This window comes from Nocardia sp. NPDC004068 (genome assembly GCF_042874315.1).
Classification (GTDB): Bacteria; Actinomycetota; Actinomycetes; order Mycobacteriales; family Mycobacteriaceae; genus Nocardia.
The window spans coordinates 109,710-129,493 of sequence record NZ_JBIAMW010000005.1; the positions used below are offsets into that span (position 1 = coordinate 109,710).

Here is a 19,784-nt window from a genome sequence, read left to right on the forward strand (position 1 = left end):
GAGGATGGAACATGCGCGACCTGGCCGCACACCTGCTGCGCTGGCATGCCGACGGCGCCACCTACGCCCTCGCCACCGTCGTCGGCCTGACCGGCAGCGCCCCCCGCCCCCTCGGCACGTCCATGGCCGTCGACGCGTCCGGCGCCGTCCGCGGCAGCCTCTCCGGCGGCTGCGTCGAGGCCGCCGTCCACGACCTCTGCCAACACGTCCTCGCCACCGGCCTCCCCCTCCGAACCCGCTTCGGCTACACCGACTCCGACGCCTTCGCCGTCGGCCTCACCTGCGGCGGCGAACTGGACGTCTTCATCCGCCGCATCACCCCCACCGACTACGCCCCCCTCGAGGCCGCCCTGCGCGAGCCGGGCCCGATCGCCCTCGTCACGGATTTGGAAACCGGTGCGGCAGTGGCGGTTACGCCGGACCGAGTGATCGTCGCGGAGGCGGGTTTCGGTCGCGTAGCGGCGGGGAGCGCGGGATCCGGTGCCGGTCGTGTGGCGGCAGGAGATGCGGGGTCCGTCCCCAGTTGTGTGGCGGCAGGGACTGCGGAATCCGTTCCCGATCGCGCGGCGGTAGGGGATGCGGGGTCCGGACCCATTAGCGCGGCGGCTGGGGATGCTGCACCTTGCGCTTTCGTGCCCCTGGGCGAGGATCGCGGGGTGGACTCGGGCCGGGGTCCCCTGGCGGACGGGGGCGCGGAGCCTGGCTCTGTGCCGTCGGATTTCGACCGCTCGGCGGGCTCGGGTCCGGATCCCCGGATGGCCGGTGGCGCTGATTCGGGCGGCGGGGTGGCTTCGGGCCCGGGTCACGCGGGGCTGGAGCCAGTGGCGGGCTTCGACCGTGCGGGGGCTGACTCGGCCCTGGTGGGGCAGGCGCGGGCGATGTTGGAGGCCGGGGTCAGTGGGGTGCGGGTGGTGGGGTGTACGGATCGGGAGCGGACGGTGTTCGTGGCGTCGTTCGCGACGGCGCCGCGCATGATCGTGTTCGGGGCAACGGATTTCGCGTCGGCGCTGTGCCGGGTGGGGCGGCTGCTCGGGTATCGGGTGACCGTGTGCGAGGCGCGGCCGGTGTTCGCGGATCCGGCGCGGCTGCCCGACGCCGACGAGGTGGTGGCGCGGTGGCCGGACCGGTATCTGCGGGAGACCGAGGTGGACGCGCGCACGGTGCTGTGCGTGCTCACCCACGATCCGAAATTCGACATCCCTGTGCTCGTGGAGGCGTTGCGGCTGCCGGTGGCGTACGTGGGCGCGATGGGGTCGCGCCGCGTCGACCGCGAGCGGCGCGCCCGGCTGCGCGAGGCGGGGGTCACGGAAAGCCAACTGCGCCAACTGCGTTCGCCCATCGGCCTCGAATTGGGCGGGCGCACACCCGAGGAGACGGCGGTCGCCATCGGCGCGGAGATCGTGGCCGTGCGGCGCGGCGGCTCCACCCGGCCGCTGTCGGCCACCGAGCGGCCCATCCATCCCGTCGGCCGCGAGCGCGCGGCCGCGAGCTGACCATTGCACAAGGACATCGGAGGAACAGTGCGCATCGGAGTGATGATCGGGCCCGAGAAGGGCGATTCGGCACGCAAGCTCGAACGGATGCTGCGCGATATCGAGTGGGCGGAGTCGGCGGGCCTGGATACGGCGTGGATCCCGCAGATACCGACCGACTTCGACGCGTTGATCACCGTCGCGGCCATGGGATTACGGACCTCGCGCATCGAATTGGGCACGGCCGTCGTGCCTTTGGCGGCGCAGCACCCCATAGCCCTGGCGCGCCAAGCGCTTTCGGCACACGCCGCGGCCGGAGGCAGGCTCAGCCTCGGCATCGGCCCCTCGCATCACTGGATCGTGCGCGACATGCTGGGCCTGCCCTACGAGCGCCCCGCCGCCTACACCCGCGACTACCTCGAGGTGCTCGACGCCGCGCTGCGCGGCCCCGGCACGGTCGAGGTGTCGAACGAGACCTTCACCGTGAACAACCCCCTCGACCTCGGCCCGGTCGCCCCGCTACCGGTCCTGGTGGCGGCCCTCGGCCCGGTCATGCTGCGCCTGGCGGGCGAGCACGCCGACGGCACGATCCTCTGGATGGCCGACGAGCGCGCCATCGCCGACCACGTCGTCCCCCGCATCACCAAGGCCGCCGCCGACGCGGGCCGCCCCGCCCCCCGCATCGTCGCGGGCCTCCCCGTATGCCTGTGCGCCCCAGGCGAAGTCGACGCCGCCCGAGCCCGCGCCAACCGCATCCTCGGCGAGGCCGAGATCTCCCCCAACTACCAGAAACTCCTCGACCGCGGCGACGCCCGCGACATCGGCGACCTCTGCATAGCCGGAGACGAGGAAACCATCCGCACCGCCCTACGTCGCTACGCCGACGCGGGCGCCACCGACCTCTCCATCCGCCTCCTCCCCCTCGGCGAAACCCGAGACGCCCTCATCGCCTCCAAACAACGCACCCGAACCCTCCTGGCCCACCTGGCCCACGACCTACGCTGACCCCCCAAAGCCGAGGCAACCCAGCCGCACCCTTTATTCAAATCCGCACCCCTTGCATGGCCCTACAAGGGGTGCGGATGCGAATAAAGGGTGCGGCTGGGGTTGGTTCAGTTGGGGTAGGTGGTGGTTTCGGCGAGGTCGGTGGCGGTGCGCACGAGGGTGGGGACGAGGGGGCCGAAGGCTTGGAGTTTTTCGTTGTCGCCTGCGCGTTGGTAGCCGCGTTCGAGGACGATGGCGAGTTTCCACTTGGCGAGGATGAGGTAGTAGTCGAGGTCGTCGACCTGGCGGCCGGAGACGTCCGCGTAGTGGGCGGCGAGGGCCTCGCGCGACGGCATGCCTTGCAGATTCACGTAACTCGCGGTGGCCGCCTCGGGGGCGGAGGTGTCGGCGGGCCAGCCCTCCAGCATCCAGGCCAGATCGAGTTTCGGATCGCCGACCGTCCCCATCTCCCAATCCACGATCGCCGCGAGCCGCGCGGGCGCGCCGTCGGCGAACATGACATTGGCGAACTGGTAATCGCCGTGCATGAGCCCCGGCACGTAATCCAACGGCCGATGCGCCCGCAGCCACGCCGTCGCCACATCCATCCCGTCGAGCTCGCGCCCCTTGATCCGCTCGAAAAGGCTTGTCCACCGGTCGACTTGACGCTCGTGAAACCCCTCGGGCCGCCCCAGATCGTGCAGCCCGCGCGCCCGCCAATCCACCTTCGACAACAAAGCGATCCCCTCGACCAACTGATACCCCAGCCCCGCCCGGGCGCCGAGATCGGTATCGAAGGGCGCGGGCCAGTTCCGATGATCCATCGGCGACCAGCCGTCCACGAACCCCATCAGATAGAACGGCCGCCCCAACACCCCCGCGTCCGCGCACACGGCGACCGCGCGCGTATGCGGCACCTCGCTCCCGTACAGCGCCCGAATGATCCGCCACTCACGCAAAATCCCCTTGTCCCGCTCGGTGGGCGCGGCCGCGGGCGGAATGCGCAACACACACCGCTCCCCATCGCGCTCGATCGCGTAGATCTCGTTCTGCGCGCCCCCCGACAACAGCCGCGCCGACACCGGCACCCCCGCCCCCGGCAGTCCCGCCTCGTCCATCCAGGCACCGAGTCGTTGCAAGTCGATCACCGGTGCCCCGCTTCCCGGCCGACACGAAAGCCGATGCGCGCCCGGCCGATACGCCCACCCGGGCGGTCGATGTCCATCACAGGTCTCTCCGCTTCCCGACCGACATGAAGGCCGATGCGCGCCCGGCGGATACCCGCATCCCAGCGTCCGGTGCCCATCACAGATTCCCCGCTTCCCGATCTAGATAGTCCGCGAGCTTGACCCGAGCCGCCTCGAGCCGCCCCGGAATCCATTCCGTCGGCCACCGCCCCGGGCTCGGAACATGATCGCGCAGCACCTGTTTCGCGACGGTCGTCTTGTGCACCTCGGTGGGCCCGTCGGCCAGCCCCATGACGGCCGCCCCGTGGATCATGGTGAACAGCGGTACCTCGTTGCTCACCCCCAACGCACCGTGCACCTGCATGGCCCGCCACGCGATGTCGTGCAGCACGGTCGGCATGACCGTCTTCACCGCGGCGATGTCCTTGCGCACCTTCTTGTAGTCGTTGTACTTGTCGATCTCCCACGCGGTGTAGAGCACGAACAGCCGGAACTGGGTGAGCTGCGCGTAGGAGTCGGCGATATAGCCCTGCACGTACTGCTTGTCGGCCAAGCGGCTGCCCGCCGTCTCGCGGCTCAGCGCCCGCTCGCACAGCATGTCCAGGGCCTTGCGCGCCAGACCGATCGTGCGCATGGCGTGATGGATACGCCCCCCGCCGAGCCGCGTCTGCGCGATGACGAACGCCTGCCCCTCCCCGCCGAGCAGCGCCTCCGCCGGAACCCGGACATGGTCGTAGTGGATGAGCGCGTGCGTGCCCTCGTCCAACGGCTCCCCGTAGAGCCCGACATTACGCACGATCCGCACCCCCGGCGTGTCGGTGGGCACCAGGAACATCGACATCCCTTGGTGCGCGGCCACATTCGGGTTCGTCACCGCCATGACGATCAGGAACGCGGCCGTGCGCGCGTTGGAGGAGAAGAACTTCCAGCCGTCGATCACCCAGTCCTCGCCGTCGCGCACGGCCCGCGTCTCGAAGCGCGTCGGATCCGCCCCGGCCTGCGGCTCGGTCATCGAGTAGCAGGAGAAGATCTCCCCCTCCAGCAGCGGTCGCAGATACCGGTGCCGCTGGTCGGGAGTCCCGTAGTGGGCGATGATCTCGGCATTGCCGGTGTCGGGCGCCTGACAGCCGAATACGATCGGCGCCCAGGACGAGCGGCCCAGAATCTCGTTGAGCAGGGCCAGTTTCAGCTGCCCGTACCCCTGCCCGCCCAGGTCGGGCCCGAGATGGGTCGCCCACAAACCCTGTTCACGCACCGCCCGTTTGAGCGGTTCGATCGCCTCGCGCCGTTTGCCGGTCAAGGGGGTGAACTGCTCACCCGGCCAGACCAGATCCAGCTGCTCGACCTCGTCGCGGACGAACGCGTCCGCCCAGTCGAGCTTCGCCTGGAAGTCCGGATCGGTCTCGAAATCCCATGCCATGACGCACTTCCTGTCGAAGAATATCATTCTTAAACTTCAGAATGCTATTCTTACCACACTCGCGGAAGCTTTGGAGAAGAAGATTCTTATGTCAGAGAACGTTGAACTCACCTCGGCCCCCGACCTGGCGGGCCGAATAGCGCAGCGCACCTTGGCCAAACGCCGGGCGGGCTACGAGGACGAGGTGCGCCGCCTGCTGGACGCGGCGCTGACGGTCATGCGGCGGCACGGCACCGGCTCGCGCCCGCGGGTCACCGATATCGTCGCGGCGGCGGGGCTGTCCAACGACGCGTTCTATCGCCACTTCCCGTCCAAGGACGCGCTGGTGGTGGCGCTGCTCGAGGACGGGGCGACGCGGCTGTGTGCGACCGTGGGCGAGCGCATGGACCGGGAGAGCTCACCGCGGGCGAAGGTCCGCCGATGGGTGGAAGGCATTCTGTCCGAAGCGGATCCGGCGATCGCCGACACCACGCGCGCGGTGCTGTGGAACGCGGGCAGCCTGCGCTCGGGCCTGGCCTTCGGCGCGTCGGCGGCGAGCGCCCCGCTCGCGGCGCTGCTGCACACGCCGTTCGCGCGGCTGGGCAGCGCCGATCCGGAGTTCGACGCCGCCGTCGCCGCGCACGCGCTGGTCGGCACCCTGTCGGACTACCTGTGGCGGCACACCCGGCCGACGGCCGCCGACGTCGACCGCCTCACCGCCTTCTGCCTGCGCGCCGCCGCCTCGGGTCAGCCCTCGTAATCGACGGTGATCGACTCGGTATCCGGAACCGCCTGACACGTCAACACATACCCCTCCGCCAACTCGTCATCGGTCAGCGCCTCGTTGTGCCGCAACGTCGCATGCCCCGCCGTCACCTTGGCCATACACGTCGCGCAGTTCCCCGCCTCACACGAGAACGGCGGCGCCAACCCCGCCCGCCGCGCACTCTCGAGCACCGTCTCACCCTCCTTACGCGGCACGGTCTTCTTCTTCCGATTCAACAGAATCGTGATGGTCCCGGCGGCCGAGCCCGATGTTTGGGTCCCCTGGGTCGAGCCGGAACCTGTTGCGGCCGAGGCATTCTCGACCGAGCCCGGGAATGCTGCGGCAGGGGTCGAGGCCGAGGCGGACACCGGGGCCGGGGTGTCGGCGAGGCGGGGTGGGGGAGCGCCGAAGCGTTCGCTGAAGACCGCGCCCGGGCCCGGGAGGGCCAGTTCGACCATCTCCATGAATGGCTCCGGGCCGCAGATGTAGTGGTCGGCGTGGGTGTCGGGGCCGACGAATTCGCGGATGGCGGCGGCGTCGAGGAAACCGGACGTGCTGTCGAGGTGGCGGGTCACCTCGAGGCGGCCGGGGTAGCGCTCGGCCAGGTCGGTGAGGGCCGCCTCGAAGATCATGGAGTCGGCGTCGCGGTCCGCGCACAGCAGGCGGACGCGGCGATCGGTGGTGGCCAGGGCCGCCTTGGTCAGGGACATGATGGGCGTGATGCCGCTGCCGCCGCTGTAGCCGAGCATCGGAACGTCGGTGTCGCGCAGGCAGAACCGCCCGGCGGCCTGGGCCAGTTCGACCACGTCGCCCTCGGTGAGGTGGTCGTGCATCCAGTTCGACACCTTGCCGCCCGGCACGCGTTTGACCGTGGTCGTGAACTCCTCGTCCACGCCCGGCGCGCTCGACATCGAATAGGACCGATACAGCGTCGTGCCGTCGACCTCGACCTTGAACGTGCAGAACTGCCCGGCCCGGTAGGAGATCGGGCCCTCGTGCGGCGCGAGGACGAACGTCCGCGCGTCGATGCTCTCCTTGACGATTCGGGTCACTGTGGCGCGTCGGAACGCCGGGGATCTCGCCATCGACCTCACCTCCTGGTATTAACATTCTAACGACGCGAGAATATGATTCTCCAACACGAGACGGAGTCTTCTCAAATGACCTCTGGCCCCGAACCGGCGGCCCTCGCCTTCGAGGGACGTGACTACAGCCGTGCCGAACTCGAGGATCTGGCCGCGGGCCTGGCGGTGGAACTGGCCGCGGCCGGGGTGCGCGCGGGCGAGCGGGTGGCGGTGATGTCGTCCAATCGGCCGGAGTTCGTCGTCGCCGTGCTGGCGCTGTGGCGACTGAACGCCGCGGCGGTGCTGATCAGTCCGGCGTGGAAGCACGACGAGGTCACCCACGCGCTCGCGGTCGCCGGGCCGACCCGCGGCATCGGGGATTCGCCCGTCCTGGCCGGGCTGATCCCGATGCGGCATCTCGACGAGCCCATCACTCCCGTGCGCCGCGACTTCCACGCCCCCGCACCGGATTCCGACGCGGTCCTGGTGTTCAGCTCCGGCACCACCGGCATGCCCAAGGCGGTCCGGCACACCCACGCCTCGCTGAAGGTCGCGGTCGGGCAGTGGCAGAAGGTGCTCGGCCTCACCGCCACCGATCGGATGCAGATCGCGACCCCGCCCTCGCACATCCTGGGCCTGCTGAACATCGTCACCGCGCTGGCGGCGGGCACGTGGATCCGACTGCACCGGCGCTTCGATCTGGACACCGTGCTCGACTGCGTCCAGCGCGACCGGATCACCGTGGAAATGGCCGTCGCGCCCATCGCGCTGGCCATCGCCGCGCACCCGAAACTCGAGTCCTACGACCTGAGTTCGCTGCGCTACATCATGTGGGGCGCCACGCCGGTGACGGTCGCGGTGGCCGAGACGGTGACCCGCCGCACCGGCGTGGGCTGGCTGCCCGCCTACGGCGCGAGCGAACTGCCGGTGATCGCGTGCAACCCGATCGAGGGCGCCCGGCTGGACACCGTCGGCAAGGCCGCGCCCGGGGTGTCGATCCGGGTGGTCTCCCTCGAAGAAGGCCAGCCCCTCGAGACGGGCGATATCGGCGAAATCCAATGCCGCGCCGACTCTTTGATGGCCGGATACCTCCCCGACGAGGCGACCGCCGACGCCTTCGCCGACGGCTGGTACCGCACCGGCGACGTCGGCTACATCGACGACGAGGGCTGGATCCGGCTCACCGACCGGGCCAAGGAGATGATCAAGGTGCGCGGCTTCCAGGTCGCGCCCGCCGAGATCGAGGCGGTGCTGCACGGGCATCCGGCGGTGGCCGACTGCGCGGTGTTCGGGGTGCCCGACGCCGCGGACGGGGAGGCCATCGTCGCCGCGGTGGCCGCGGCCGAACCGGTTGCCGCCGAGGAGCTGATCGACCTGGTCGGGGCCCGTCTCGCCACCTACAAGCGGCCGCGCCGGGTGGTGTTCGTTCCCGAAATCCCGCGCCTGCCCTCGGGTAAGGCACTGCGTCGAGTTCTGAAGGAGCGCCATGGATGTCCGTCTGAGCAGTGAACAGCGCCAATTGCGCGAGGCCGCGGCCCGGTTGGCCGACGAGCTGGGGCCCGGTTCGGTCGCCGATCTCGACGACGAGGTGCGCCGGGCGCGGCTGGGCAAGGCGGTCGAGACAGCGGGCTGGCGATCGTTGCGCTCCGACGGCGCGTCCGGGGTGGAGGTCGCGATCGTGGCCGAGGAGTTCGGCCGAGGTCTGGTCGACGTGGCCTTCCTCGGTCCCGCGCTCGCCGACGACCTGCGCCAGCGCGCCGGGCTCGCCGAGGCGAATCGCACTGTGGCCGTGGAGGATCGGGCCATCGACGCGCTGGGCAGCGACCGCGTGCTGGCTGTGGCCGACGGATCGGTGCTTACCGCGCGGACCGGGACACCCGTGCTGGGCGCGGACCTGACCCGTAGCAGCGCGACCATCGACGGGCGGCTCGAACCGATAGGGGAGCTGTCCGCCGACGACGAGACACGCTGGTACGCACTGGCTCTGGTGATGACCACGGCCGATCTGCTCGGAACAGCTAGGGGCGCACAACGACTCGCGGTCGAGTACGCGAAAGCGCGCCAGCAGTACGGCAATTCGATCGGCTCGTATCAGGCCGTGGCGCATATGCTCGCCGACAACCAAGCCGTGATCGAGGGCGCGATCAGCGTGCTGCGCTACGCGTCGTGGGCGGTGGACGAGCTGACCCCCGCCGAGGCCGAACGCGCCGCGCGAGTGGCGAAGGTGTACACCGCGCGCGCCGCGGTCTCGGTGTGCGAGGCCGCGATCCAGGTGCACGGCGGCATCGGTAATACCTGGGACTGCCTGGCGCACGTGTATCTGCGCCGGGCCCTGACATCGATCGACATGTTCCCCGTCCGCCTGGAGGAGATCGACCTTGGACTTTCGTGACGCACCGGAGGAGGCCGCGTTCCGGGCCCGGCTGCGCGGCTGGCTGACCGAGACGGCGGGCGAATTCCCCACCGCGGGAGACGAGTACTGGGCGCGGCAGGGTGAATGGCATCGGGCGTTGTACGCGGCCGGATTCTTCGGGCTGTCGTGGCCGAGGGAGTTCGGCGGGCACGAACTGCCGCCCGTCTACGACGTGATCCTGGACGAGGAGCTGGCCCTCGCGGGCGCGCCGCCGCGGCCCAGCCTCGGTTACCTCGTGCACGGGCTGGGACGGCACGGCAGCGCGGAGCTCCAGCGGCGGTTCCTGCCCGGCATGATCGACGGCACGCAGCGGTGGTGTCAGGGGTTCAGCGAGCCGGAGGCGGGGTCGGATCTGGCGTCGCTGCGCACGACCGCGACGCGCGACGCGGACCGGTACGTGGTGCGCGGGCACAAGATCTGGACCAGTTACTCCGATGTGGCCGACTGGTGTCTGCTGCTGGCGCGGACGGACCCGAATGTGCCTCGGCACAAAGGGATTTCGGCGTTCGTCATCTCCATGCATCAGCCCGGGGTGGAGCAGCGGCCGCTGAAGATGATCAACGGGGTGACGCGGGAGTTCGGGCAGGTGCTGTTCGACGAGGCGACCGTCCCGGCGGAGAACATGGTGGGCGCGCCGGGGGACGGGTGGAAGCTGGCCATGACGGTGGTGGGGCACGAACGGGAGCCGTCCACCCTCGGGTACGCCGCGCGGTACGGAAAGCTGGTGCGGCAGTTGGCCGCTCGCGTCGACGGGCCGCCGCCGACGGAGCTGGCGTGGGCCGCGGTGCAGACCGAGATGTTGCGGCTGCACGTGCGGCGGCGGCTGTCCGAACAGCTCGACGGCGTCACCCACGGGCCGGACGGATCGCTGGACAAACTGCTCATGACCTGGGTGGACCAGTCCGTCGGTCATGCCGCGCTGGCGGTCGGCGGGCCCGACGACCCCGAACTGTTCGCCACCTATCTCTACAGCCGCGCGCAGAGCGTGATGGGCGGGACCTCGCAGATCCAGAAGAACATCATCGCCGCGCGCATTCTCGGACTAGGAGTCTGACATGTACGACCTGCCCCCCGTCCTCGACGTCCGCGCCGACGAGCCTCTGCGCGTCATCACGCTGAACCGCCCCGACGCCCTCAACGCCGTCGACGACGACCTGCACACCGCCCTGGCCCACCTGTGGCCGCGCCTGAGCGAGGACCCCGACGCCCGCGTCGCGGTGCTGACCGGCGCGGGCAAGGCGTTCTCCGCGGGCGGCGACTTCGCGTATCTGGCCGAGCTGAGCCGGGATTCGCGCCTACGCGCCAAGACCATCGCACACGGCCGCGACATCGTCCTCGGCATGACCCGCTGCCGAGTCCCCGTGATCGCGGCCGTCAACGGCCCCGCCGTCGGCCTCGGATGCAGCCTCGTCGCATTGAGCGACCTCGTCTACATGTCCGACACCGCCTACCTCAAGGACCCCCACGTGCAGGTCGGCCTGGTCGCCGCCGACGGCGGCCCCCTCACCTGGCCCCTGCACACCAGCCTCCTACTGGCCAAGGAATACGCCCTCACCGGCGCCAAGATCCCCGCCTCCCGAGCCCGCGAAATGGGCCTGGCGAATCACATTGTCCCCGACCCACTTTCGGAAGCTCTGGCCGCCGCCAAACGCATCCTCGAACTCCCCCGCCAGGCCGTGGAGAGCACCAAGCGCTTGCTGAACCTGCACCTCGAGCGCGCCGTACTGGCCACCTTGGACTACGCCACCACCGCCGAGGATGTGTCGTTCCAGCACCCGGATTTCCTGGCGACCATCGAGCGGCTCACCAAGCGGGGGTGAGTCCCGCCTTCCCTTCGACGCCCCCTTGTTCCTCGCATTTCGACCCCCGCCTCACCCCCCCATGTTCCTCGGCTTCGGACGCCCCCAGGGCGGCCGAAGCCGAGGACCCCACTTCACTTGGGCCCGAACCGCAATGCCCCATCCAGCCGAATGACCTCCCCATTCAAATAATCGTTCTCCACGATCGACACCGCCAACTTCGCGTACTCCTCCGAACGCCCCATACGCTTGGGGAACGGCACCTGCGAACCCCAATGGGCCTCCAGTTGATCCGCGGCCTTGCCGTAGGCGGGGGTGTTGACCAAGCCCGGGGCGATGGTGACCACGCGAATTCCCAAGGGGGACAGGTCACGGGCCGCGACGAGGGTCATGCCGACGACACCGCCCTTGGCGGCGGCGTAGGGGAGCTGGCCGATCTGGCCCTCGTAGGCGGCGATCGAGGCGGTGCTCACGATGACGCCGCGCCGGCCCTCGTCGAGAGGGTCGTTCTTGGCCATGGCCGCGGCGGTCAGGCGCATGACATTGAACACCGCGGTCAGATAGAACTCCACAGTGGTGCGGAAACCGGCCAGACCCAGCGGGGAGCCGTCGCGGCCGACGAGCCTGCCGCCGGTGGCCGGGCCGCCGTGGGTGTCGACCGAGATCCGCAGTGGCGCAAGCGCACTCGCCTCCTCCACGGCCGCCCGCACGGACCGCTCGTCGGTGGCGTCGGTGTGGACGTAGCGGACGCCGAGTTCGCTCTCGAGCTGCCTGCCCTTCTCCTCCGCGACGTCGGCGACGACGACCTTGGCGCCCGCGGCGTGCAGGCGGCGCACCGTGGCCTCACCCAGTCCGCCGGTGCCGCCCACCACCAGAGCGGAGCATCCTTCGATCTGCATGTGGCGTTCCTCTCTTGTAACTCACGCTCTCTCATTGAGAGAATAATGTTCTCATGAACATCGGCATGATCCTAGACATGGCCGCCGCGGCGAGCGATCGCCCCGTGGTCACCTTCGGCGACCGGTCGCTGCCCGCGGGCGGCCTGCTCGACCTCGCGCGCCGGGCCGCGACCCGGTTCGAGGGGCATCCGGCGGTGCTCTACCTGGGCACCAGCCATCTGGCCTATCCGGTCGCGCTGTTCGGCGCGGCCCTGGCGGGCGTGCCCTTCGTCCCGCTCAACTACCGGCTCGGGGCCGAGCAGTTGGCGGCGCTGCGCGAGCGGCATCCCGGGGCGCTGGTGATCGGCGGCGACGAGCTGGACTCGTTCGTCGACGGGCTGGGCGGATTGGCCCCGGCGGCGGGCGAGTTTCCCGCGGACGGGGACGCCGTGGCCGCGATCATCTACACCAGCGGCACCACCTCCGCGCCCAAGGCCGCGCTGCTGCGCCACCGTCACCTCATGGCCTATCTGCTGAACACCGTCGAATTCGGTTCGGGCGCAGGGGAATCCATGCTGGTGTCGGTGCCGCCGTACCACATCGCGGGGCTGACCAACCTGCTGTCGAATCTGTACTCGGGGCGTCGGGTGGTCTACCTGCCCGCCTTCGACGCGGGCCGCTGGCTCGAGACCGTGCGCCGCGAGGAGATCACGCACGCCATGCTCGTGCCGACCATGCTGGCCCGCATCGTCGCCGCGGTCGACGGCGAGGACGCGGGGACGCCGAGTCTGGTGAGTCTGGCCTACGGCGGCGCGCGCACCCCGCGTCCGGTTCTGGAACGGGCCTTGCGCGTGTTTCCGGGCACCGGCTTCGTCAACGCCTACGGGCTGACCGAGACCGCCTCGTCCATCGCCGTACTCGGCCCGGACGATCACCGTACCGCGGCCGCCTCCCCGGATCCGGCCGTGCGGGACCGGCTCGGCTCGGTCGGCCGTCCGCTGCCGGGGATCGAGATCAGCGTTCGCGACGAGGCCGGGCGGCCGGTGCCGGACGGGGAGCCGGGACTGGTGTTCGTGCGCGGCGAGCAGATCTCCGGCGAGTACGGCGATCGCAGCGTGCTCGACGCCGAAGGGTGGTTTCCCACAAGGGATCTGGGACGTCTCGACGCCGACGGGTATCTGTTCATCGAGGGCCGGGCGGACGACACGATCATCCGCGGCGGCGAGAACATCGCGCCCGCCGAGATCGAGGATGTGCTGCTGGAATACCCGGGCGTCGAGGAGGCCGCCGTCATCGGCGTGCCCGATCCGGAGTGGGGGCAGCGGCTGGTCGCGGTGGTCGTCGGAAGCGGCGATCCCGACGTCATCCGCGCCTGGATCAAGGACCGGCTGCGCTCGTCCAAGACCCCCGACGCCATCGTCTTCCGGGCCGAGCTGCCCCGCACGGACACCGGAAAGCTGTTGCGCCGCAACCTCGTCGCCGAAATGGAGGCCACCAATGCCTGACGCCGTCCTCGTATCCGCCCTGCGCACCCCCATCGGAACCGCCCGCAAGGGCACGCTGCGCGACACCGACGCCTTCGAACTCGCCCGGCACGTGGTGAGCGCCGCGGCCGAACCCCTCGCGGGCGAGCGCGTCGACGACGTGATCCTCGGCGAGGGCCGCTACGGCGGCGGCGTCCTCGCCCGGCACGCCGCCGTCACCGCCGGACTCACGAATGTGCCCGGCCTGGCGCAGAATCGGCACTGCGCGGCGGGCATGTCCGCGGTGCAATCGGCCGCGGCGACCATCCGCGCGGGCATGGACCGGCTCGTGATCGCGGGCGGCGTGAACTCCGATTCCACCGCCCCCCGCGCCCGCTTCAAGGTGGGCGAGGACGAGTGGATCGATCCGTGGGTCTCGCCGAGCCACCCCGACCGCCCCGACGCGCCCTGCCTGGACATGTCGATCACAGTCGGCTGGAATACCGCTGTGCGCGCGGGCATTTCGCGTGCGGAGATGGACGAGTGGGCGTTGCGCTCGCACCGCAACGCCATCGCGGCGATCGATGAAGGGCGGTTCAAGGAGGAGATCGTCCCGATCGAGACGCCGCACGGGGTGTTCGACACCGACGAGCATCCGCGTCGGGACACCAGTCTCGAGAAGCTCGCCGCGCTGAAGCCTTTGCATCCGGAGATCGAGGGGTTCTCCATCACGGCGGGCAACGCCAGCGGGGCCAATGACGGCGCCGCCGCCCTGGTCGTCGCCAGCGATGCCCTCGGGCTGCCCGCGCTGGCCACCATCCGCGCCTGGTCGTCGGTCGGCGTCGACCCCGCGGCCACCGGGCTGGCTCCCATCGATGCCATCCGAATCGCCGCCAACCGGGCGGGAATCGCCCTGTCGGAGGTGAAACTCTTCGAGATCAACGAAGCATTCGCCTCGGTGCCCATCGCCACCATCCGCGCCCTCGACCTGGACCCGGACCGCGTCAACTTCAGTGGGAGCGGGTGTTCGCTCGGGCACCCGGTTGCCGCCAGTGGTGCCCGTATGTTGGTCACGATGGTCCACGAATTGCGCCGTCGCGGTGGGGGATTCGGGATCGTGGCCATGTGCGCGGGTGGGGGGATGGGTTCGGCGACGGTCCTGGAGGTCGCTGCCGCTTAACGCTCGGCCCGCTCTCTTGGTGTGGTTCGGAAAGCCAGGCGGCCCACGGGGAAGTCGCCTGGCTTCGAGCGCGGCAATCCTTGGCGGTGCAGGTCGGATCTTCTACTCGTCGGAGATCGCCAGAATTCTTGCGGCGGAATCGCTTTCGCTCAGCGCGACCCGGCGGAGTTCGGTGCGAGCGTCCTGGTAGCGAGCAACCTCCTCGGAGCGTTCGAGGTACAGATTGCCCACATACTCCTCGATGTAGACCAGCGGAGGTTCGACCCATTTCGAGTTGGGCAGGAGGGGAAACTCCAGCAACGAGAACGGGCCGACCAACGCCCCGAGATGACTGCGGGCGTTGTGGGGGACCACGCGGATCGAGATGTTCGAGCGTTGCCCGATCTCGACCAGGTAGCGGCGTTGTTTGGCCATCACCGAGGGCCCACCCCATTCTTCACGCAGCGCCGCCTCCGACAGCATGACCTCGGCCGTGAAGCCGGGATCATGAAGGCGCTGTTGCTGTTCCAGCTGTGCCTCGATACGGGCCTCGATCTCATCGGTGGGCGCGTGCGGCGATTCAGTCCACGCGACCGCGCGCAGATAATCCGGTGTCTGGATCAGGCGTGGCAGCAGGATGACACTCCAAGCGCTCAAGCACGTGACCGAATCGTGCAACCACGAATACGGATCGATACCGTCGCGAGGGCGGTCCAGGTGTGCTCGCCACCAGCCACCGCCCTTCTTCTTGGTCGCCCGAACATCCTGTGCCAGCGACAGAATGGTGCGGCGCATCTCGTCGGAGACACCGTAGCGATCACACAACGCGTTCATGTACAGGTCACTCGTGTGCCCGGACAGCCCATCTTCGAAACGGCCGACCGTCTGCGCCGAAACCCCGAGCACTTTCGCGGCGGAGAGTTGGCTGATTCCCGCCTTTTTCCGCAATGCTTGCAATTGCCGACCCAGCACCCGTCGTGGGACTGTCGAGCCTGCTACACCCATCTTATTCCCCTCACTTTCGGATCGTAGAATTTCGCATCAGGAACAATGATTTTCGACGGAATCGGCGGCCGTTCGATCCGGTACTTTTGCCCGTACCAAGTCGCGCCTGGCAGACGTTGTGGGAGGCCGCTATTCACCACGTCCCCCGGGACGCTGACTCGGATTCATGCCCGCTCTGTGCATGTTTGGACTCCTGACCGATTGGACGAGTGTGTTGTGGACACCCCGCAGAAGAGGGATGCTTGGATGTAGTCTCGCTCGATAACGGAATGCGTGAACGGTCAACATTGGTCAACAAATTCAGGGGATGAATGATCAGCGGTGACGAACTCAGACGGCTGCGCGAGGCGGCGGGACTCGGGCTACGGAAGTTCGCGGATCGAAGCCACTTCACCAGGCAGTACCTCAGCCTGATCGAGCGAGGTCAACGGCCGGTGACGTCCGCCGTGCTGGCTGCCTATGAGAATGTGCTCGGTATCGGCGTCGGCGATGATGGAGATGTGAACCGGCGCAGCTTCTTGACAGTATCCGTAGCGGCAGCGGCGAACGTCGCTGTCCTCAACGACTTGCACGCCAGTTTGGCGGGTGGGGATCCGGAACCCCTTGCGGTCGTGCAGACCTCGCATGCGGTCGATCAGGTGTTGGCGACGCGGTTGGACGGTTCCACGGTGCGCAGGCTCCTTGCCTGGTCGACGGACGAACCCTCTGACATAGTGCGCGTGAACGCGGTCGGCATCCTGGCCAAGTTGCCCGGGCAGGGCGCCGCACGGCAGGTTGTTCGCGTGATCGAGCACGATTCCGCCGTGCGGAGCCGGTACGAAACGGCCGTCGTGGCTCGGCTGTGCGGCATCAACCACACACAGGCGCACGGCTATGTCCAGACCCCAGAGCTGATTCCCTCCGCTGAACTTGTGGCGCAACGGCTTTCGGCTGAGGCGATGAATCCGAACGACGCGGGCGCACGGTGGTGCGCGGCTACGATGCTCGCGAAGCTCAGCCCCTACCTCGGACAGGAGTAGTGCGTGTACGTGCTGGAGATCAAGAACGGTGAACTGCTCAGCCAGATCGAGGAGCAAGCCGTCGCTCAGGGCATCAAGAACGCGGCGATCGTCAGTCTGATCGGTGGAGTCGACTCGTTCACTGTGTCGACGATGCCCATGAATGACGCGACCTCGGACGTTGTCAGCGAGTACGCCATGCCTGCCGAGATGCACGGTTCGGGTGAAATCGTGGACGGCTCGGTGCATATCCACGCGACCATGGCCGTCCAGGGAGACCGGGCCGTGGCGGGGCATGTGCACAAGGCGAATATCGAGACCTGGTTCGCTCGGGCGTATGTGATCCCTACCGACGTTTCTTGAGAGAAAAGCTTCGAGGGTGTCGGCCCCGTTGAGTGCATGGATGGAATCGCCGACTTGGCCGTGGCGACAGCTCGTTCGGCTTGCCCGCGCTCGGGGCGGGAGATTGATGGACAGTGGACCTCATGGCTGATGTGACATGGGATCACTGGTGGTGGCGTCCGGGCTGGCGAATGGGGAGGTCGTTCTACACCTGGCATGTCACCTTCGGCGACGACTCTCCGGTGGGAAAGTTGGTGGCGCAGTTCGCTCCCGTGCTGCGCGAGATGCCGACGATGACGCCCGTGGTCCGCGAGGGACTGCACATCACCATTCAGGGCGTCGGGTTCGGTGACGAGGTGTCCGACGAGGATCTGGACGCGATCATCGCGGTCGCTCGGCGGCGACTGGCTCGATCGGCCGCCTTCGAGTTCGAGGTCGGTCCGCCGAAGGTGGACGAGGAGACGGTCGGTATGCCGGTGCGTGATCCGGGCGCGCTGGAAGGGGTGCGTGCCGAGTTGCGGGCGGCGATCGGGGAGGTGTGGGGTGAGGAGGGCGTGCCGGAACGGGGTGTGTCGTTCACGCCGCACCTGTCGCTGGCGTATTCCACTGGCGCGGCGTCGATTTCGGTCATGACGGAGAAGATCGCCGCCGCGGGATTGGAGGAGGTGACCGCGACCGAGACGGTTACGGCGATCTCCTTGATCGAGCTGAACCGCGACGCTCGCCGGTACGAATGGCGTGAGGTGGTGCGGGTGCCGCTGGCCGGGCATCGCACGGCTGGTGAGCCGGGAGCCGAATGACGATACTGGCGTCGTGGCGACAGTTGTTGCGTTCCATGCGCACCCGGACGACGAGATCCTCCTGACGGGCGGCCTGCTGGCGAAACTGGCCGACGAGGGGCATCGGACCGTGATCGCGGTGGCGACCGACGGTCATGTGGATCCGTTCGACGGCGAGATCGCGCCGCGGCTGCGGGAGTTGCGGGCCAGTGCGGAGGTGCTCGGGGTCGCGCGGGTGGCGCATCTCGGATATGCCGACAGCGGGCACGGTGCGGAGCTTTATCCGGATCCCCCGGGGCGAATTCGGTTCGTGCGGGCCGAGATCGAGGAGGCGGCAGAAAGACTCGCCGCGATCCTGCGGGAGGAACGCCCCGACCTCCTGCTCAGCTATGACCGCAACGGTGGCTACGGCCATCGTGACCACGTTCGGGTCCAAGAGGTCGGCAGCCGCGCCGCGCGGCTGGCGGACGTTCCCCGGGTTCTCGACGCCACCTTCCCGCGCGAACTCCTGCGGCGCTACGCCGCTCCCTTCCGCTGGCTCGGCCGCGACACCACCATCCTCGACGACTGGTTTCTCTCCCGCGCCGAGACGACTCACCGTGTCGATGTGAAAGCGTATGCGCCCCAACGGCTTCGAGCGCTCACGGAACATCGGTCGGTGCTGGTGGGGGACAGCCGCTTCGCGACCATCGGGCGCACCCTCCTGCGGCTGCCCCGACCACTGCGAAACCACCTGTTCCGCTGGGAGTGGTACGCCGAGGAGGGCGTCGGAACGCGAGTCCCGACGCCGCTGGACGACATCTTCACCAGCGCCGTTCGATCGGCTACGTCGTGAACAACTGGATATGCAGATAGCGGCTCGTCTGGTCCCGTTCGTCGACGACGATCACGCGAAAGACCGTCTTGCCGTCCGTCCCTCGATGTTCGTCCTCGGCGCGCAGGATCGAGGGTGAGGTGTTCAGCGGTGGGCCCGCGATGGTGGGTTCGGCGACCTGGAACACCTTGACCAGAGGGGCGGAGAAATTGGACGACCGCAGCAGTTGGTCGACGCCCTCGGGGGTGGTCGACAGCGCGAGCTGGTAGAGGGTGTCGGCACCGCGTTCGGTGCGAGCGTCGAGCACCGAAACCCCTTCGGGGAGGACGATTCCGCCGAACGCGGTGGCTTCGGCGACAATGGCGTCCCGATTGTCCGCGGGTGTCGAACCGGGCCGCGGCTCGCCGCCGTTGCCGGTGCCGGAGCAGGCGGTCATTCCCGCGACGGTGGCGGCGAGAAGGCCGATCAGCCAGATCGATCGAATGCCGGGATTCTTTCGCCTCATCTGGTGGGATCACTCCTTTCCCCGTCTCGGCTGTCCGCCGATCCGGGTAGATTCACCGGGCCGTTCGCGGGGATGGGCCCCCGGTACCAGCGAACATCGCTCGAGCCCTCGATATCGTACTCACGCGCAAGTCCGGCGGTGTGCAGTGATCCCATGTCCTTGTCGGTGACCGTGATGCCCGCGATCTCCGTGCTCTTGCCCTTGTCCCAGTTGTAGCGGTCGTGGAGGTGAATTCGATACGCCACCACCACATTCGGCTGCGCGCCGTGCGCGGGCTCGAGCGTGGTCACCGAACCGCTCGCCGCCAACCGGATACCGCCCATGGCGAAGAACCAGTCGGCGCTCATGCTCTTGGTGATGTAGAAGCCCTGCCAATTGGTCTGGAAGGTCACCGGGGTGTTGTAGGACGAACTCGCCACCGCATTGCCCGCGATCCGCCGTATTTCCCCCTCCGCGATGGCGTTCGCCGCGGTATTGGCCGGGCCCACATCGTGGAGGACCGAATCGACATTGACGTGGAGCGTGTCCCCGGTGTCTTCGAGATAGTGCCGAAGATGCGCGGCCGCATGGGTGTATCCGAGCGCGTCGGCCGCCATGGCGGCCGCCCCCGCGATTTCGGCGTAGCCGAGATCGTCGAATCGGCTGTACCAGGGCTGTGAATTCCATTTGCCCGCACCGGGATCGTCCTGTGGCGGAGCCGGAGGTCCCGGCATCGGGGGGAGGCTGGGGCGGCGGCGTGGGGGGCGGTCCCGGTTGT

General features: G+C 68.8%; 20 protein-coding genes. 13 read left to right on the top strand and 7 right to left on the bottom strand.

The genetic code is table 11. The annotated features are described in order from the left end of the window. Positions 1-11 precede the first annotated feature (11 nt). Together ACFYTQ_RS13855 and ACFYTQ_RS13860 are read left to right on the top strand one after the other, a co-directional pair. Positions 12-1,493 (top strand): XdhC family protein, encoded by a 1,482-nt coding sequence (locus ACFYTQ_RS13855; RefSeq protein ID WP_387360411.1) that lies wholly within the window; start codon positions 12-14, stop codon positions 1,491-1,493. Positions 1,494-1,520: 27 nt separating this feature from the next. After that, positions 1,521-2,477 carry an LLM class F420-dependent oxidoreductase gene (locus ACFYTQ_RS13860; RefSeq protein ID WP_387360414.1) on the top strand — a complete coding sequence of 319 codons (957 nt, stop codon included), beginning with the start codon at positions 1,521-1,523 and terminating at the stop codon, positions 2,475-2,477. Positions 2,478-2,584: 107 nt separating this feature from the next. On the opposite strand, the gene ACFYTQ_RS13865 is transcribed toward ACFYTQ_RS13860, so the two are convergent. Then, on the bottom strand, positions 2,585-3,574 hold the full coding sequence (locus ACFYTQ_RS13865; RefSeq protein ID WP_387360417.1) for a phosphotransferase family protein: 990 nt from the start codon (positions 3,572-3,574) through the stop codon (positions 2,585-2,587). Positions 3,575-3,761: 187 nt separating this feature from the next. Then, positions 3,762-5,063: an acyl-CoA dehydrogenase family protein gene (locus ACFYTQ_RS13870; RefSeq protein WP_387360419.1), complete on the bottom strand. Its 1,302-nt coding sequence runs from the start codon at positions 5,061-5,063 to the stop codon at positions 3,762-3,764. 88 nt (positions 5,064-5,151) lie between these two features. On the opposite strand from ACFYTQ_RS13870, the gene ACFYTQ_RS13875 reads away from it, so the two are divergent. Further along, positions 5,152-5,802, top strand: a complete 651-nt coding sequence (locus tag ACFYTQ_RS13875) for a TetR/AcrR family transcriptional regulator (protein ID WP_387360421.1) — start codon at positions 5,152-5,154, stop codon at positions 5,800-5,802. On the opposite strand, the gene ACFYTQ_RS13880 is transcribed toward ACFYTQ_RS13875, so the two are convergent. Beyond that, positions 5,790-6,893 carry a 2Fe-2S iron-sulfur cluster-binding protein gene (locus ACFYTQ_RS13880; protein ID WP_387360423.1) on the bottom strand — a complete coding sequence of 368 codons (1,104 nt, stop codon included), beginning with the start codon at positions 6,891-6,893 and terminating at the stop codon, positions 5,790-5,792. The two genes, ACFYTQ_RS13875 and ACFYTQ_RS13880, sit on opposite strands and share 13 nt — an antisense overlap. A gap of 75 nt (positions 6,894-6,968) precedes the next feature. Here ACFYTQ_RS13880 and ACFYTQ_RS13885 point away from each other — a divergent pair, with 75 nt between their 5' ends. From ACFYTQ_RS13885 to ACFYTQ_RS13900, 4 genes are read left to right on the top strand one after another with little or no spacing between them, the layout of a single operon-like run. After that, on the top strand, positions 6,969-8,381 hold the full coding sequence (locus tag ACFYTQ_RS13885; RefSeq protein WP_387360426.1) for a class I adenylate-forming enzyme family protein: 1,413 nt from the start codon (positions 6,969-6,971) through the stop codon (positions 8,379-8,381). Further along, a complete protein-coding gene (locus ACFYTQ_RS13890; protein ID WP_387360428.1) occupies positions 8,359-9,264 on the top strand; it encodes an acyl-CoA dehydrogenase family protein in 906 nt (301 codons plus the stop codon). The genes ACFYTQ_RS13885 and ACFYTQ_RS13890 overlap by 23 nt, the downstream gene beginning before the upstream one ends. Then, the gene (locus ACFYTQ_RS13895; protein ID WP_387360430.1) at positions 9,251-10,339 is read left to right on the top strand and encodes an acyl-CoA dehydrogenase family protein; all 1,089 of its coding nucleotides are present in this window, start codon (positions 9,251-9,253) and stop codon (positions 10,337-10,339) included. The genes ACFYTQ_RS13890 and ACFYTQ_RS13895 overlap by 14 nt, the downstream gene beginning before the upstream one ends. A gap of 1 nt (position 10,340) precedes the next feature. Beyond that, entirely contained in the window at positions 10,341-11,105 is a 765-nt protein-coding gene (locus ACFYTQ_RS13900; protein ID WP_387360432.1) for an enoyl-CoA hydratase/isomerase family protein, read from the top strand. Between the two features lie 113 nt (positions 11,106-11,218). Here ACFYTQ_RS13900 and ACFYTQ_RS13905 read toward each other — a convergent pair whose 3' ends face one another. Beyond that, entirely contained in the window at positions 11,219-11,983 is a 765-nt protein-coding gene (locus tag ACFYTQ_RS13905; protein ID WP_387360434.1) for an SDR family NAD(P)-dependent oxidoreductase, read from the bottom strand. 53 nt (positions 11,984-12,036) lie between these two features. Here ACFYTQ_RS13905 and ACFYTQ_RS13910 point away from each other — a divergent pair, with 53 nt between their 5' ends. Then, the gene (locus tag ACFYTQ_RS13910) at positions 12,037-13,467 is read left to right on the top strand and encodes a class I adenylate-forming enzyme family protein (RefSeq protein WP_387360435.1); all 1,431 of its coding nucleotides are present in this window, start codon (positions 12,037-12,039) and stop codon (positions 13,465-13,467) included. Then, a complete protein-coding gene (locus ACFYTQ_RS13915; RefSeq protein WP_387360437.1) occupies positions 13,460-14,605 on the top strand; it encodes a thiolase family protein in 1,146 nt (381 codons plus the stop codon). The genes ACFYTQ_RS13910 and ACFYTQ_RS13915 overlap by 8 nt, the downstream gene beginning before the upstream one ends. Before the next feature lie 102 nt (positions 14,606-14,707). On the opposite strand, the gene ACFYTQ_RS13920 is transcribed toward ACFYTQ_RS13915, so the two are convergent. After that, the gene (locus ACFYTQ_RS13920; RefSeq protein ID WP_387360439.1) at positions 14,708-15,589 is read right to left on the bottom strand and encodes a helix-turn-helix domain-containing protein; all 882 of its coding nucleotides are present in this window, start codon (positions 15,587-15,589) and stop codon (positions 14,708-14,710) included. A 311-nt stretch (positions 15,590-15,900) separates the two neighbouring features. Between ACFYTQ_RS13920 and ACFYTQ_RS13925 the strand changes: the two genes are divergently transcribed. The 4 genes from ACFYTQ_RS13925 to ACFYTQ_RS13940 all read left to right on the top strand — a co-directional run bounded on the left by ACFYTQ_RS13925 (position 15,901) and on the right by ACFYTQ_RS13940 (position 18,543). Next, positions 15,901-16,608 carry a helix-turn-helix domain-containing protein gene (locus ACFYTQ_RS13925; protein WP_387360441.1) on the top strand — a complete coding sequence of 236 codons (708 nt, stop codon included), beginning with the start codon at positions 15,901-15,903 and terminating at the stop codon, positions 16,606-16,608. A gap of 3 nt (positions 16,609-16,611) precedes the next feature. Next, complete coding sequence (locus tag ACFYTQ_RS13930; protein WP_387360443.1) at positions 16,612-16,950, top strand: PCC domain-containing protein; 339 nt, start codon at positions 16,612-16,614, stop codon at positions 16,948-16,950. A gap of 122 nt (positions 16,951-17,072) precedes the next feature. After that, entirely contained in the window at positions 17,073-17,729 is a 657-nt protein-coding gene (locus ACFYTQ_RS13935) for a 2'-5' RNA ligase family protein (RefSeq protein WP_387360445.1), read from the top strand. Between the two features lie 13 nt (positions 17,730-17,742). Continuing rightward, entirely contained in the window at positions 17,743-18,543 is an 801-nt protein-coding gene (locus ACFYTQ_RS13940; protein ID WP_387360447.1) for a PIG-L deacetylase family protein, read from the top strand. Here the strand turns inward: ACFYTQ_RS13940 and ACFYTQ_RS13945 are convergent. Further along, positions 18,533-19,027 carry a hypothetical protein gene (locus ACFYTQ_RS13945; RefSeq protein WP_387360449.1) on the bottom strand — a complete coding sequence of 165 codons (495 nt, stop codon included), beginning with the start codon at positions 19,025-19,027 and terminating at the stop codon, positions 18,533-18,535. The two genes, ACFYTQ_RS13940 and ACFYTQ_RS13945, sit on opposite strands and share 11 nt — an antisense overlap. Further along, positions 19,024-19,740: a hypothetical protein gene (locus tag ACFYTQ_RS13950; RefSeq protein ID WP_387360451.1), complete on the bottom strand. Its 717-nt coding sequence runs from the start codon at positions 19,738-19,740 to the stop codon at positions 19,024-19,026. The genes ACFYTQ_RS13945 and ACFYTQ_RS13950 overlap by 4 nt, the downstream gene beginning before the upstream one ends. Positions 19,741-19,784 lie beyond the last annotated feature (44 nt).

Coding starts and splice junctions, on each gene's coding strand:
- ACFYTQ_RS13870 (WP_387360419.1), bottom strand. CDS start 5,063: ATGGCATGGGATTTCGAGACCGATCCGGACTTCCAGGCGAAGCTCGAC.
- ACFYTQ_RS13880 (WP_387360423.1), bottom strand. CDS start 6,893: ATGGCGAGATCCCCGGCGTTCCGACGCGCCACAGTGACCCGAATCGTC.
- ACFYTQ_RS13875 (WP_387360421.1), top strand. CDS start 5,152: ATGTCAGAGAACGTTGAACTCACCTCGGCCCCCGACCTGGCGGGCCGA.
- ACFYTQ_RS13890 (WP_387360428.1), top strand. CDS start 8,359: ATGGATGTCCGTCTGAGCAGTGAACAGCGCCAATTGCGCGAGGCCGCG.
- ACFYTQ_RS13910 (WP_387360435.1), top strand. CDS start 12,037: ATGAACATCGGCATGATCCTAGACATGGCCGCCGCGGCGAGCGATCGC.
- ACFYTQ_RS13900 (WP_387360432.1), top strand. CDS start 10,341: ATGTACGACCTGCCCCCCGTCCTCGACGTCCGCGCCGACGAGCCTCTG.
- ACFYTQ_RS13945 (WP_387360449.1), bottom strand. CDS start 19,027: ATGAGGCGAAAGAATCCCGGCATTCGATCGATCTGGCTGATCGGCCTT.
- ACFYTQ_RS13905 (WP_387360434.1), bottom strand. CDS start 11,983: ATGCAGATCGAAGGATGCTCCGCTCTGGTGGTGGGCGGCACCGGCGGA.
- ACFYTQ_RS13935 (WP_387360445.1), top strand. CDS start 17,073: ATGGCTGATGTGACATGGGATCACTGGTGGTGGCGTCCGGGCTGGCGA.
- ACFYTQ_RS13925 (WP_387360441.1), top strand. CDS start 15,901: ATGATCAGCGGTGACGAACTCAGACGGCTGCGCGAGGCGGCGGGACTC.
- ACFYTQ_RS13885 (WP_387360426.1), top strand. CDS start 6,969: ATGACCTCTGGCCCCGAACCGGCGGCCCTCGCCTTCGAGGGACGTGAC.
- ACFYTQ_RS13950 (WP_387360451.1), bottom strand. CDS start 19,740: ATGCCGGGACCTCCGGCTCCGCCACAGGACGATCCCGGTGCGGGCAAA.
- ACFYTQ_RS13915 (WP_387360437.1), top strand. CDS start 13,460: ATGCCTGACGCCGTCCTCGTATCCGCCCTGCGCACCCCCATCGGAACC.
- ACFYTQ_RS13865 (WP_387360417.1), bottom strand. CDS start 3,574: ATGGACGAGGCGGGACTGCCGGGGGCGGGGGTGCCGGTGTCGGCGCGG.
- ACFYTQ_RS13855 (WP_387360411.1), top strand. CDS start 12: ATGCGCGACCTGGCCGCACACCTGCTGCGCTGGCATGCCGACGGCGCC.
- ACFYTQ_RS13920 (WP_387360439.1), bottom strand. CDS start 15,589: ATGGGTGTAGCAGGCTCGACAGTCCCACGACGGGTGCTGGGTCGGCAA.